Origin of the sequence: Brevundimonas diminuta 3F5N (genome assembly GCF_900163625.1) — a bacterium.
Lineage (GTDB): Bacteria > Pseudomonadota > Alphaproteobacteria > Caulobacterales > Caulobacteraceae > Brevundimonas > Brevundimonas diminuta_A.
The window spans coordinates 1-13,870 of the sequence record NZ_FUIE01000040.1; the positions used below are offsets into that span (position 1 = coordinate 1).

Annotated in this window: 10 protein-coding genes; 7 read left to right on the plus strand and 3 right to left on the minus strand. The window is 67.7% G+C overall.

Annotated elements, in window-relative coordinates; all coding sequences use genetic code 11:
* Positions 1 to 164: 164 nt before the first annotated feature.
* Complete coding sequence (locus tag FM111_RS07755) at positions 165 to 1,223, plus strand: CaiB/BaiF CoA transferase family protein (RefSeq protein WP_087140399.1); 1,059 nt, start codon at positions 165 to 167, stop codon at positions 1,221 to 1,223.
* A gap of 263 nt (positions 1,224 to 1,486) precedes the next feature.
* Here FM111_RS07755 and FM111_RS07760 read toward each other — a convergent pair whose 3' ends face one another.
* Positions 1,487 to 3,067, minus strand: a complete 1,581-nt coding sequence (locus FM111_RS07760; RefSeq protein WP_087140400.1) for a bifunctional GNAT family N-acetyltransferase/carbon-nitrogen hydrolase family protein — start codon at positions 3,065 to 3,067, stop codon at positions 1,487 to 1,489.
* 80 nt (positions 3,068 to 3,147) lie between these two features.
* On the opposite strand from FM111_RS07760, the gene FM111_RS07765 reads away from it, so the two are divergent.
* The 5 genes from FM111_RS07765 (at position 3,148) to alaS (ending at position 10,309) form a co-directional block, all read left to right on the plus strand.
* Complete coding sequence (locus FM111_RS07765) at positions 3,148 to 4,677, plus strand: CYTH and CHAD domain-containing protein (RefSeq protein WP_087140401.1); 1,530 nt, start codon at positions 3,148 to 3,150, stop codon at positions 4,675 to 4,677.
* 169 nt (positions 4,678 to 4,846) lie between these two features.
* The gene (gene recA, locus FM111_RS07770; RefSeq protein ID WP_087140402.1) at positions 4,847 to 5,926 is read left to right on the plus strand and encodes a recombinase RecA; all 1,080 of its coding nucleotides are present in this window, start codon (positions 4,847 to 4,849) and stop codon (positions 5,924 to 5,926) included.
* A gap of 448 nt (positions 5,927 to 6,374) precedes the next feature.
* A complete protein-coding gene (rraA, locus tag FM111_RS07775; protein ID WP_087140403.1) occupies positions 6,375 to 6,860 on the plus strand; it encodes a ribonuclease E activity regulator RraA in 486 nt (161 codons plus the stop codon).
* A 103-nt stretch (positions 6,861 to 6,963) separates the two neighbouring features.
* On the plus strand, positions 6,964 to 7,563 hold the full coding sequence (locus FM111_RS07780) for a carboxypeptidase-like regulatory domain-containing protein (protein ID WP_179205052.1): 600 nt from the start codon (positions 6,964 to 6,966) through the stop codon (positions 7,561 to 7,563).
* A 100-nt stretch (positions 7,564 to 7,663) separates the two neighbouring features.
* Positions 7,664 to 10,309: an alanine--tRNA ligase gene (gene alaS / locus FM111_RS07785; protein WP_087140405.1), complete on the plus strand. Its 2,646-nt coding sequence runs from the start codon at positions 7,664 to 7,666 to the stop codon at positions 10,307 to 10,309.
* Between the two features lie 188 nt (positions 10,310 to 10,497).
* On the opposite strand, the gene FM111_RS07790 is transcribed toward alaS, so the two are convergent.
* Both FM111_RS07790 and FM111_RS07795 read right to left on the minus strand, forming a co-directional pair.
* Entirely contained in the window at positions 10,498 to 11,049 is a 552-nt protein-coding gene (locus FM111_RS07790; protein ID WP_087140406.1) for a DUF2939 domain-containing protein, read from the minus strand.
* A gap of 207 nt (positions 11,050 to 11,256) precedes the next feature.
* On the minus strand, positions 11,257 to 12,477 hold the full coding sequence (locus tag FM111_RS07795) for an NADP-dependent isocitrate dehydrogenase (RefSeq protein WP_087140407.1): 1,221 nt from the start codon (positions 12,475 to 12,477) through the stop codon (positions 11,257 to 11,259).
* Positions 12,478 to 12,670: 193 nt separating this feature from the next.
* Between FM111_RS07795 and FM111_RS07800 the strand changes: the two genes are divergently transcribed.
* Positions 12,671 to 13,792 carry a DUF1176 domain-containing protein gene (locus FM111_RS07800; protein WP_179205053.1) on the plus strand — a complete coding sequence of 374 codons (1,122 nt, stop codon included), beginning with the start codon at positions 12,671 to 12,673 and terminating at the stop codon, positions 13,790 to 13,792.
* Positions 13,793 to 13,870: the final 78 nt, after the last annotated feature.

The window sequence follows — 13,870 nt, forward strand, 5'->3', positions numbered from 1 at the left end:
TTTGGCCAAGGGCTCGACCGTGCCGGTTGGCGCGGCGCGCGTTGCTCTTACTGGGCCCCGGCGTCCGCCGGGGTGAGCGGGTTCATTCTTCAGCTCCCCCCGAAGAGGCGGCCTCGGACAGCGCAAGCTGGACGGGGCCGCCCGCCTCGGCTTCAGTGGCCGGCATGAGCGGAACCCTCGACGGCCTGACCATCATCGAAATCGGCGGCATCGGCCCCGCCCCCTTCTGCGGCATGATGCTGGCCGATCACGGCGCCGAGGTGGTGCTGGTCCACCGTCCCGGCGCCGCGCCCGACCCGCGCGATCCCCTGAACCGCAGCCGCGCCCGTCTGGTCGAAGCCGACCTGAAGACGCCCGAAGGCGCCGCCCTGATCCGCGATCTGGCGCGAACCGCCGACGGCCTGATCGAAGGTTTCCGTCCCGGCGTGATGGAGCGTCTCGGCCTCGGCCCCGACGCGCTGCTGGCCGACAATCCGCGCCTCGTCTACGGCCGCATGACCGGCTGGGGTCAGGACGGGCCGCTGGCCCCAGCGCCGGGTCACGACATCGACTACATCGCCGTCTCGGGCGCCCTGCACGCCTTCGGCCGGGCGGGCGAGAAGCCGACCCCGCCGATCAACATGGTCGGCGACTTCGGCGGCGGCGGCATGCTGCTGGCCTTCGGCATGGTCGCGGGTCTGCTGAAGGCCCAGCGCACCGGGCGCGGCGACGTCATCGACTGCGCCATGACCGACGGCTCATCCCTGCTGATGAGCATGATCTGGGGCTTCCGCCAGAATATGCCCGCGCCCCTGCCGCCCAGCCTGGCCTGGCGCGACGAGCGCGGCGTCAACCTGCTCGACACCGGCGCGCCGTTTTACGAGGTCTATGAGACGCAGGACGGCAAATACGTCGCTGTCGGGGCCATCGAACCGGCCTTCTACATCGCGTTGATGCGGCTGACGGGACTGGCCAATGACCCCGATTTCGCCATGCCGTTCGATCCGGTCCAATGGCCGAGGCTGAAGGACAAGCTGGCCGCGGTCTTCCGCACCCGCACCCGCGACGACTGGTGCAGCGACCCCGACGCCGAGGCCGCCTGCGTCGCCCCCGTCCTGTCCATGACCGAGGCGCCCGACCATCCGCACAACCAAGCGCGCGAGGCCTTCGTCACGGCGCAGGGCGTGGTGCAGCCCGCGCCCGCGCCCCGGTTCCGAGACAGCCCGGCGAAGCGGCCGGAATAGGCGCCCTACAAAATCCGCTCACCCCGGCGGACGCCGGGGCCCAGTGCTTTGGCCTCAAACGCAGCGTGAATAGGCCTGCCCCTACCCCCATCCCGTCATCCCCGGTCTTGTGCCGGGATCCAGAACCGCGCACGTATGAAGGCGAAACGCCACGCCTTCGCGCCCAAGCCCTGCGTTTATGGATTCTCGGGACAAGCCCGAGAATGACGAGGAAGATTAAGGGATGCAGGCCAAACACCCCGCCGGAATGAGCGGGGGTAAGGTCACCCCCCGTCCGCCCACACCGTCTTGTACAGATCGAACCGGCGGTCGCGCAGGTTCCGCACCGTTCCTTGCGCCTTGGCCCAGGCCAGGTCGGACAGGTCCAGGTCCGCCACCGTGACCGTCTCGACGTTCTCGCTGGCCTCAGCCGCCACCCCGTCGCGCGCAAACGGGAAGTCGCACGGCGTCAGGATGCACGACTGCGCATACTGGATGTCCATGTTCTCGACGTTCGGCAGGTTGCCGACATTGCCCGACAGGACGACGTAGCACTGGTTCTCGATCGCCCGCGCCTGCGAGCAATAACGCACCCGCAGATACCCCTGCCGGTTGTCGGTGCAGAAGGGCGTGAACAGGATGCGCGCCCCCTCGTCCGCCAGACGCCGCGCCAGTTCGGGGAACTCGGAATCGTAGCAGATCATCACCCCGATCGGCCCGCAGTCGGTCGGGATGGCGTGGACGCGATCGCCGCCCTTGATGTTCCACCAGTGGCGCTCGTTCGGCGTCGGGTGAATCTTCTCCTGCTCATGCACCGAACCGTCGCGCAGGAAGACGTAGGCGACGTTCTGGATCTCGCCGTCCTCGGTCCGCGTCGGGTGCGAGCCCCCGATGATGTTGACGTTGTAGCCGACCGCCAGCTCGCGCATCGCCTCGACGAAGCGCGGCGTATAGCGGGTCAGGGCCTCGATCGATTCCGCCGGCGTCAGCTTCTTCGTCTCCAGCGACAGAAGCTGCAGCGTGAACAGCTCGGGGAAGACCACGAAGTCGGCGCGATAGTCGGACCCCACATCGACGAAGTATTCGACGTTGTCCATGAACTCCTGGAAGCTCTCGACCTTGCGCATCTGCAGCTGGACGGTGGCGACGCGCACCGTCTCCTTGACCGCGAAGGCCGCCCCCTTGCCCGTCGCCTCGACATAGTAGGGGTTGCGCCAGACCCAGCGCGCCGCATGGCCCAGCGACGCCTTGTCCGACGGCAGATAGTTCAGCAGCACCCCCGCCGGCTCGAAACCCGAACGCTGGTGAAAGGCCATGATCGGATCCTTCACCTTGCGGTCGCGCACCGCCTCCACATAGGCGTTCGGGTCGGGATAAGCGGCGCGGCGACGCGCCAGCCCCGGCATCCTGCCGCCGAAAACGATGCCCTTCAGATTCTGCGCTTCGCACAGGTCGCGGCGCGCATCATACAGGCGCTGGCCGATGCGCAGGCGCCGCCGGGCCGGATCGACGCAGACCTCCATCCCGTACAACCACTCGCCCGCCGGATCATGCCGCGCGCCATAGCCGCCGCCGGTGATCTGGTCCCAGGTGTGCGGCCCCATGGCCGAGGCCTCGTCGATGCGGAAGCTGGCGGCGTAGCCGACGATCTCGCCCTCGAACTCGACCACGAACTGGCCGTCGGGATAGGTAGCGATCTGGCCGCGCAGCATCCCCGGCGTATAGGGCGGCATGTCTTTGTAGACCCGCGCCACCAGGGCGTTGATCCCGGCGACGTCGCCCAGGCGGGCGTTGCGAATGGTCAGGACGGCGGGCTTGGCCGGCTCGGCGGGTTGGACGATTTGGGCGGTCTGAAGATCAGTCATGTCCCCCTAACGCGCGAGCTTGGCTGTTGGATCATTTTCATCGCCTTGGACCCACGCGGGGATGGGCGCACAATGGCGTCATGTCCGGCATGGCCCAGGAAATGGCGCAGGAAATCGAACTCAAGTTCCGGCTCGCTCCCGGCGCCGCCGCGCGCCTGGCCGCCCATCCGGCCCTGGCGGGCGAGGACAGCGTTCAGACCCTGCGCTCCGTCTATTTCGACACGCCGGATCAGGCGCTGCGCCGCGCGGGCTGGGGCCTGCGGGTGCGCGCCACGGGGCGTGGCTTCGTCCAGACGCTGAAAGGCCAGACCGGCGGCGACATCCTTAACCGCGCCGAATGGGAGACGCCGGTTCCCAGCGAGGCCCTGGACTGGAAGACGCTGAAGACGACGCCCGCCGCCCCCCTGCTGAAGGGCAGCCGCCGCGCCCTATCGCCCCGCTTCGCCAGCACGGTGCGCCGCCACACCCGGCTGGTCGCCTTCGACGGCGCCGTGATCGAGGCCGCCTATGACGAGGGCGAACTGTCGGCGGGCGACCGCGTCGAGCCCCTGCGCGAGCTGGAGCTGGAGCTGAAGGACGGCCCGCCCCAGGCCCTGTTCGCCCTGGCCCGACGCCTGTCGGCCGACATCGCCCTGGTCCCCCTGTTCGAGAGCAAGGCCGAGCGCGGCTGGCGCCTAGCCGAGGGAACTGAACGCGCGCCCCGTTTCGCCCGCGCCGATCCCCTGCCTCGCGCCCTGTCGGCCGAGGCCGCCTTGCGCCGCACGGCCCTGGCCGCCCTGGGCCAGGTCTCCGCCAACGCCGAACTGCTGCGCCGCGTTCGGCGGCCCGAAGCCCTGCATCAACTGCGGGTGGGTCTACGCCGCCTGCGCGCCGCCCTGTCGGTGTTCGCTCCCCTGCTGAGCGAAGACGTCGCCCCCGTCGTCGCCGAGCTGAAATGGCTGGCGCATGAGACCGACGCCGCGCGCGACCTGGACGTCTTCATCCGCGACGTCTTTCATCCCGCCGCGCTCGAGACGCCCGCCCCCGACCTCGCCCCTCTGGGCCTGCGCCTGCTGGCGGCGCGCAGCGGCGCCTACCGCCGGGCCATGGCGGCGATCGATTCGCCGCGCTACGCCGCCCTGATGCTCGAGACCCTGACCTGGATCGAGATCGGCGCCTGGCGGACCGATCCCGATCCGGTGCGCGCCTGGCGTCGACAACGGCCCGTCGCCAAGTTCGCCGCCGAGGCCTTGCAACAGTTGAACCGACGCATACGGCGCGGCGGCCGCCGCCTCGACCAACTGGACGCCGCAGGTCGGCACCGTCTGCGCATTCGGGTGAAGCGTCTGCGCTATGCGGCCGAGTTCTTCGCCGGCCTGTCCGAGCGCCCCGGCCGCGAGCGGCGTTTCCTCAAGGCCCTGGAGCGGGTGCAGGACGCCTTCGGCGCCCTCAACGACCTGGCCGTGGCGCGCGACCGCATCCCCGCCGAAGCCCGGCTGACCTCGCCCGAGATCGCCTTCGCCGCTGGTCGCCTGATCGGCCGCCGCGAACAGAGCGCCGCCGTCCTGCACGCCGCCTCAGACCGCGCCTTCGCCCGCCTGGCCCGCGCCCGACCCTTCTGGCGCGGCTGAGGCGTCACGACAAAACCGGTCGCATCGTGATAAATGTTCTCGTTCAGTTCACGAGAACATCTTGCGAACAAGAACAAACCATGTCCATAGTCCGTCTCAACGAGGGAGCGGGTCCGTGGCGGGTCTCTCCCGAAGTCAGATGGGAATCATGGCAAGGGAGAGAAAACCAATGTCACAGGCGGCACTGAAGCTCGTGGGTAAAGAAGACGGCGACAAACAACGCGCTCTAGAGGCGGCGATCGCGCAGATCGATCGCGCCTTCGGCAAGGGCTCGGTCATGAAATTGGGCAAGGCCGGCGTAGTGGCCGAGATCGACAGCGTCTCGACCGGCTCGCTGGGCCTCGACATGGCGCTGGGCATCGGCGGCCTGCCGGTCGGGCGGGTGATCGAGGTGTTCGGCCCGGAATCCTCGGGCAAGACGACACTGGCCCTGCACACCGTGGCCGAAGTCCAGAAGAAGGGCGGCGTGGCCGCCTTCGTCGACGCCGAGCACGCGCTGGACCCGGTCTACGCCCAGAAGCTGGGCGTCAACCTGGACGATCTTCTGGTGTCGCAGCCCGACACGGGCGAACAGGCGCTGGAGATCGTCGACACCCTGGTGCGCTCGGGCGCCGTGGACATCGTGGTGGTCGACTCGGTCGCTGCGCTGACGCCGCGCGCTGAAATCGAGGGCGAGATGGGCGACAGCCTGCCCGGCCTTCAGGCCCGCCTGATGTCGCAGGCCCTGCGCAAGCTGACGGCCTCGATCTCCAAGTCGAAGTGCATCGTCCTGTTCATCAACCAGATCCGTCACAAGATCGGCGTCATGTACGGCTCGCCGGAAACGACGACGGGCGGCAATGCGCTGAAGTTTTACGCCTCGGTGCGCCTCGACATCCGCCGCACCGGCGCGATCAAGAACCGCGACGAGGTCGTCGGCAACACCACCCGCGTCAAGGTGGTCAAGAACAAGGTCGCCCCGCCGTTCCGCGAGGTCATCTTCGACATCATGTACGGCGAAGGAATCTCCAAGATCGGCGAGATCATCGACCTGGGGGTCAAGGCCAACATCATCGAGAAGTCGGGCTCCTGGTTCTCCTACGACTCCACCCGCATCGGTCAGGGCCGCGAGAACGCGAAGGAGTTCCTGAAGAACAACCCCGACATGGCCCTCGCCATCGAGAAGGCCGTCCGTCAGTCCACGGCCAAGATCGCCGACGACATGCTGGGCGCCCCCGAACCCGACGAGGGCCAAGATCTGGAGGGCTGATCCGTCCCGCCACACTTAAACGCCGTCATCCTCGGGCTTGACCCGAGGATCCAGCGGGCGCCGCCCTCTGCCTTAACGGCGGGCAGATCAGCGCCCTGATCGGCCAAAGCTTCTCCGTTCGCCGCCGCGCGACCCGCCTACCGACCCCGCGCGGCCGGTCGGACGGAGACCGGCCCGCCCGACCTGCTTCGGGCGGGCCTCTTTTTTTACCCGCTCAAGACGCCGCCCCCTCTCCCGCTCATCCCGACGGACGCCGGGATCCAGTGAGAGCACCGCACGCATCGCCACCCGTTGCCCCTCGCGCCCCGAAGCCAAAGCACTGGATCCCGGCGTCCGCCGGGATGAGCGGAGATTGAGAGACGCCCGTCAAACGCGTTTCTCGGCCCAACGGCCTTGTTTCTCCTCGGCGCCTACGGGCAGTGTCCCCGCGACCCCACGGAGCCTCCCCATGACCGTCATCGCCACCGCCGACCTCTGCGACGCCCATCCTGACGTGGTGAGGGTCTGCCAGACTCCCTTCCGCAGCTTTGGCCAGGTCACGACCTTCCACGGCCCGATCCGCACCCTCAGCGTGCTGGATGACAACGCCCTCATCCGTCAGACGCTGGAGCGACCCGGTCAGGGCGCGGTTCTGGTGGTCAACGGGGGCGGCTCGCTGAAGCGCGCTCTGGTCGGCGACAATCTGGCGAAGCTGGCCATCGACAACGGCTGGGCCGGGATCGTCGTCCACGGGGCCGTGCGCGACACCGCCGTCATCAACACCATGGACATCGGCGTCAAAGCCGTCGGGACCATTCCCTTGCGCGCCGACCGCGACGCCATCGGCGAGATCGACATCCCTACCGCTTTCGGCGGCGTCATCTTCACGCCCGGCGATTGGCTCTACACCGACGAGGACGGCCTGATCATCGCGCCGCATCCCCTGCACGTCTAAGGCGCAAAGCGTTCTCCCGAACACGCCGCTCATGGACGCCACAACAACGCTTCGCCATGGTGCACGAATGAAATCGCGCGCTCTCTCCATATCGCTGGCGGTCATGCTGACGGCTCTGCCGCTTTCCGGATGCCTGACGCTCGCCGCCGTTCATCAACTGCACGAGCAGCGTGAGTTCGAACGCCTCAGCGTCTTTGACGCCAAAGCGCACGATTGGGCCCTGGCTCCCGGCGCACCGATCACGGGACGTCTGACCCTGACAGCCAGCTATCGCCAAGGCTACGGCGGAGTTGTCGAACCTATCCCGGACGAAACTCTGACATGCGAACAACTGTCCGTTCGTCTGATCCCCGACACGCCGCACATGCGCCGGCTGCTGGAACGGCAACACCGCCTTGTCGTCACGGAACGCGGCGATTGGCGTGACGGCTTCAGCGACCAACCAGAGCGGTGGTCGTGGCCCGAAGCCGCATCGGCGTCCTACATACGCGAAACGGCTTGCGGGGCGGGTGGCGCCTTCAGCTTCCCTTCCGTCCCTGCAGGGCGCTACCTGTTGCTTGCACAGCTGCATCCGACAGCTGAACGCACGCCTCTCGTCCAGAACGACATCGTGTTGAAGCCCGTCACGGTAGAGGCAGGTGTTCCGCTCGACGTCCACATCCGCTCACGCAGCGCCCTGCACGGCCCGTTGACGCCGCACTGAGCCTGACCTCCGCCTGGGTGATGCGTTCGGCGCAAAATCCCTATATGACGCCGGTTCCGATACTTCCTCCCGCGCGCCCGAGTTCCAGAGCGATACGCCCATGACCAGCCTGAAGCAGATCCGTTCCACCTTCCTCGACTACTTCGCCGCCGACGGCCACGAGAAGGTGCAGTCGGCTCCGCTCGTGCCGCAGAACGACCCGACGCTGCTGTTCGTCAACGCGGGCATGGTGCCGTTCAAGGACTACTTCACCGGCGCCGCCACCCCGCCCTACAAGCGCGCCACCAGCTCGCAGAAATGCGTGCGCGCCGGCGGCAAGCACAACGACCTGGACAACGTCGGCTACACCGCGCGTCACCACACCTTCTTTGAAATGCTGGGCAATTTCTCGTTCGGCGACTACTTCAAGGACCACGCCATCGAGCGCGCCTGGACCCTGCTGACCAAGGAGTTCGGCCTCGATCCCAAGCGCCTGCTGGTCACCGTCTATCACACCGACGACGAAGCCTTCGACATCTGGAAGAAGATCACCGGCTTCTCGGACGACAAGATCATCCGCATCCCGACGGCCGACAACTTCTGGGCCATGGGCGACAGCGGCCCCAGCGGCCCCTGCACCGAGATCTTCTACGACCACGGCGACCACATCTTCGGCGGCCCTCCCGGTTCGCCGGACGAAGACGGCGACCGCTTCGTCGAGATCTGGAACAACGTCTTCATGCAGTTCGAGAAGGAGAACGACGAGATCGTTCGCGAACTGCCCAAGAAGTCGGTCGACACCGGCATGGGTCTGGAGCGCATCGCCGCCGTGCTGCAGGGCGTCCACTCCAACTATGACGTCGACCTGTTCAAGAGCCTGATCCACGCCTCGGAAGAGCTGACCTCGACCAAGGCCGAGGGCGAGCGCGCCCCGTCGCACCGCGTCATCGCCGACCACCTGCGCTCGACCGCCTTCCTGATCGCCGACGGCGTGACGCCCTCGAACGAGGGCCGGGGCTATGTCCTGCGCCGCATCATGCGCCGCGCCATGCGTCACGCCCACCTGCTGGGCGCGTCGGACCCGCTGATGCACCGTCTGGTGCCGACGCTGGTTCAGGAAATGGGCGAGGCCTATCCGGAACTGGGCCGCGCCCAGGCCTTCATCGAGGACACGTTGAAGCAGGAAGAGATCCGCTTCCGCACCACCCTGGGTCGCGGCATGAACCTGTTCGATCAGGCGACCAGCGACTTCAAGGCCGGCGACATGCTGGACGGCCAGACGGCCTTCACCCTGTACGACACCTACGGCTTCCCGCTGGACCTGACGCAGGACGAGGCCCGCCGTCGCGGCTTCAGCGTCAACGTCGACGGCTTCGAATCCGCCATGGCCGAGCAGCGCGACCGCTCGCGCGAGCACTGGAAGGGCTCTGGCCAGACGGCCTCGGCCGGCGCCTGGCTGGCCCTGCGCGATCAGCACGGCGGCACGGAGTTCACCGGCTATGAGTCCGAGACCGGCGAAGGCAAGGTTCTGGCCATCGTCAAGGAGGGCGCGGAAAGCCCCTCCGCCGCGACCGGCGAGACGGTCGAGGTCCTGCTGGACAAGACCCCCTTCTACGGCGAAGGCGGCGGTCAGGCGGGCGACAAGGGCGCCTTCGTCTGGAGCGGCGGCGAAGGCCGCGTTCTCGACACCAAGAAGCACGGCGGCGACCTGCACGTTCACACGCTGGAAGTGACCAAGGGCTCGCTGGCGACCGGCGCGGTCGTGACCGCCACGGTCGCGGAAGGCTCGCGCCCGACCACCCGCGCCAACCACTCGGCCGCCCACCTGTTCCACGCCGCCGTCAAGAACGTGCTGGGCGCCCACGTCGCCCAGAAGGGCCAGATGGTCGACGCCGAGCGCATGCGCTTCGACTTCAGCCACAACGCCCCGATGACGGACGAGGAGATCGCCCGCGTCGAGGACGAGGTGAACGCCGTCATCCGCCAGAACGTCCCCGTCACCACCGAACTGATGACGCCCGACGCCGCCATCGCGGCGGGCGCCGTGGCCCTGTTCGGCGAAAAGTACGGCGATGAAGTCCGCGTCCTGACCATCGGTCGCGCCCTGTCTGGTCCGGGCGCCTATTCGGTCGAACTGTGCGGCGGCACTCACGTCTTCCGCACCGGCGACATCGCCCTGTTCAAGATCGTCTCGGAAGGCGGCGTGGCCGCCGGCGTGCGCCGCGTCGAGGCCCTGACCGGCGAGGCGGCCCGCCGCTTCCTGCTGGATCAGGCCAACGTCGCCCGCCATCTGGCCCAGGGCTTCAAGATCCAACCCGCCGAGGTTCCGGCCCGCGTCGAGGGCCTGCAGGCCTCGGTCAAGACGCTGGAGAAGCAGGTCGCCGACCTGAAGAAGCAACTGGCCCTGGGCGGCGGCGCAGGCGCCAATGCCGCGCCCGAAGAGATCGGCGGGATCAAGCTGATCGCCCGCGTTCTGGATGGCGTCGACGGCAAGGGCCTGCGCGGCGTGGCCGAGGACTTCAAGAAGCAGATCGGCTCAGGCGTCGTCGCCCTGGTCGGCGTCACCGACGGCAAGGCGGCCATCACTGTCGCCGCGACGCCGGACATGGCCGGCAAGGTCAATGCCGCTGATCTGGCCCGCGACGCCGTCATCGCCATGGGCGGCAAGGGCGCAGGCGGCAAGCCCGACTTCGCCCAGGGCGGCGCCCCGGACGGCTCCAAGGCCGAGGACGGCCTGAACGCCATCCGCGCCGCGCTGAAGGGCTGATCGCCCCGACAGGCTGAAACAGGAAAGGGCGGCGCATTCGGTGCGTCGCCCTTTTTCTTTCCTCCCCATGCAATGGGGAGGGGGACCGCGAAGCGGTGGAGGGGCTTTACGGCAGCGGAACCAAGCAGCCCCTCCGTCTCGTCGGCTGCGCCGCCCATCCACCTCCCCATTTCATGGGGAGGAGAAGCCTACTCCGGCGCGCCCAGATCGATCGCCGCCAGCTTCCAGCCGAACAGGTTGCGACGCTTCATCAGCAGGGACACCGCTTCGTTCGGCTGGTCGTCGCGCGTCAGGGTGACGGCGAAGGTGTCCAGGTCGCGATAGCCCCACGACTGGCGCACCCGGTCATTGTCAGGCTTCGCTTCCTGCTCGGTTTCGACCGAGAGGGCGGGCTTGGGCGAGCGGCCCTCCTGCACCATCATCGAAATGGCCTGGGGGGTCACGAAAGCGTCCACCGCCCCGCCGACGATGGCGGGCGCCAGCAGCATCCCCAAGCCCGACAGACCGCTGTCGGCCATGCGCGGATCGTTGCGCATCTCGGCCATCATGCGGGCGTTCAGCTCGTCCTTCAGGCTGGCGCGGAAGGCGGGAAAGTCCACCTGGCGCTCCAGCCCCTTTTCATCCCCAGCCTTCGCCGCCTGCACCAACGATCGCGCCGCCAGCAACGGCGAAGCGGCGTAGGCGACCACAAAGACAGCGGCGGCAGCCACCCCCAGACGAATGATCAGTTTGCGGTTCATCGGCCCTCCCCTGCCTTACGAACGCGACGAGACGACGACGAAACAGCGTCAAAATCCCCAAGAGTATTAGGGACATGGTTCGTGGGCGGGTTCAATGCGTGTTTTCACGCGGCTCCGTCCCCCTGTCCCCACGCCGACGCAATAAGCGCCCAGCAAAAAGGCCCGCCAGATTGCTCCGACGGGCCTTGATGCCATGCTGAGCTAAACTCAGCCGATGCCCGGCAGGGCCTTCTTCAGGTTCTCGGACACCTTGTCCAAGAAGCCTTCGGTCGTCAGCCAGGACTGCTGATCACCGACCAGCAGGGCCAGATCCTTGGTCATGAAGCCCGACTCGACGGTCTCGACGACCACGCGCTCCAGGGTATCGGCGAACTCGGCCAGCTCGGTGTTGCCGTCCAGCTTGGCGCGGTGCTTGAAGCCGCGGGTCCAGGCGAAGATCGAGGCGATCGAGTTGGTCGAGGTGGCCTCGCCCTTCTGATGCTGGCGGTAGTGACGGGTCACGGTGCCGTGGGCGGCCTCGGTTTCCATGACCTTGCCGTCCGGCGTCATCAGCACCGAGGTCATCAGGCCCAGCGAGCCGAAGCCCTGCGCCACGATGTCCGACTGCACGTCGCCGTCGTAGTTCTTGCACGCCCAGACGAAGCCGCCCGACCACTTGATCGCGGCCGCGACCATGTCGTCGATCAGGCGGTGCTCATAGGTCAGGCCGCGCTTCTTGAATTCCTCGGCGTAGTCGGCGTCGAAGACTTCCTGGAAGATGTCCTTGAAGCGGCCGTCGTAGGCTTTCAGGATGGTGTTCTTGGTCGACAGATAGACCGGGTAGTTGCGGTTCAGGCCATAGCCGAACGAGGCGTGGGCGAACTCGCGGATCGAGGCGTCCAGGTTGTACATGCCCATGGCGACGCCAGCGCCCGGCGACTTGTAGACCTCATGCTCGATGATCTCGCCGTCGTCGCCGACGAACTTGATGGTCAGCACGCCCGGTCCCGGCATCAGGAAGTCAGTCGCCTTGTACTGGTCGCCGAAGGCGTGACGGCCGACGACGATCGGCTGGGTCCAGCCCGGCACCAGACGCGGCACGTTCTTGCAGATGATCGGCTCGCGGAAGACCACGCCGCCCAGGATGTTGCGGATGGTGCCATTCGGCGACTTCCACATCTTCTTCAGACCGAATTCGGCGACGCGCGCCTCGTCCGGGGTGATGGTGGCGCACTTCACGCCGACGCCGTGCTTCTGGATGGCGTGGGCCGCGTCGATCGTGATCTGATCGTCGGTGGCGTCACGGCTTTCCATGCCGAGGTCGTAATAGTCGAGTTCGAGGTCCAGGTACGGGAAGACCAGCTTGTCCTTGATCATCTGCCAGATGATCCGGGTCATTTCGTCGCCGTCGATGTCCACGATGGGATTGGCGACCTTGATCTTGGCCATGCTTACGCCTCTGTCTCTCAATCAGGGAAGGAATTCGGTGCAGGGGATATAGCGACCCCAGCGCGCGGGCGCAAAGGGGACGAAAGCCGCAAGGCCCGAACGTCAGGCCGGAACGAAACAGCGGCTCGGCCGCTAGGCTTTTTCACGGCTACGCTTGAGGCCGCCGGTCGATCAAAAACGCATGGAACGCCTGATGACGCTTCGCCGCCTGCGGTTCGCCGCCTCCGTCGCCCTCCTCCCCCTGACGCTGGCCGCCTGCAAGGGGCGTGAGGCCGCCGCCACGCCCGAAGCGCCAGCCGCGCCCGCCCCTGCTGAAGCCGCCGCCACGCCCGCCGTCCAGGCCGCCGCCGCCAATCCGCCCAGCGTGACGCGCGAGTTCCGCGACTGGACCGCCACCTGCGACAACACCAACCACTGCGTCGCCTTTGGATCGGGCGAAAACCGGATGGGCTTCGTCCTCGTCTCGCTCGCGCCCGGACCGGACGCCCGGCCCATCGTCCACATGGGCGGCTGGGGCCTGGAGGACGGCGAGGGCGACGTCTACGCCGAAATCGACGGCCGCCGTCACGCGGGCCAGAACACCAAGATGGACGAGGAAGGCGACGTCATCGCCTTCAGGACGCCCTCGGCCCAGTTGATGCAGGGCCTGGGCAACGGCTCCTTCATGGCGTTGAGGCGCGGCGACAAGCAGATGAAGGTCAGCCTGGGCGGAGCCGCCGCCGCCTTCCTGTGGATCGACGAACGTCAGGGGCGGCTGGGCACGACCACCGCCCTGATCCGCCGCGGCGATCGCCCGGCCTCCAGCGTGCCCGCAGCCCCCGCCGCGCCACGCGTGACGATCGCCGCCGCCGCGCCGCAGAACGGCCTGGTGCACGACGACCTGTCGCCGGCGCTGCTAGCCCACCCCAAGGTGAAGGAATGCCTGGCCGAAACCCGCAAGGGCGAGCGGTTCGAACCGGACGTCGAGGTCGCCCGCCTGGCCTCCGACAAGCTGCTGTGGAGCGTGCCGTGCGGCGAGGGCGCCTATAACTTCACCCAGGTCTATTTCATCACCCCGGCGGACAGGAGCGCGCCCCAGCCGGTCGTCTTCCCCACGGCCACAGGCAGCCACGACGAACTGGTCAACAGCCGCTATGACCCCAAGACCCGCACCCTGTTCGCCTTCGGCCGTGGACGCGGGATCGGCGACTGCGGCCGCATGGGGACCTGGGCCTGGACCGGCGAACGCTTCGCCCTGCTGGACGAGAAGGAAATGCCCAGCTGCACCGCCGTGCCGCAGGATCTGTGGCCGACCACCTGGCGCGCGGCCAGCTAAGGGCGCAGCGAGCGCAACCGGCTTCGTAAAAACTTGAACCGGCCGCTTTAAAACCCGCTCATCCCGGCGGACGCCGGG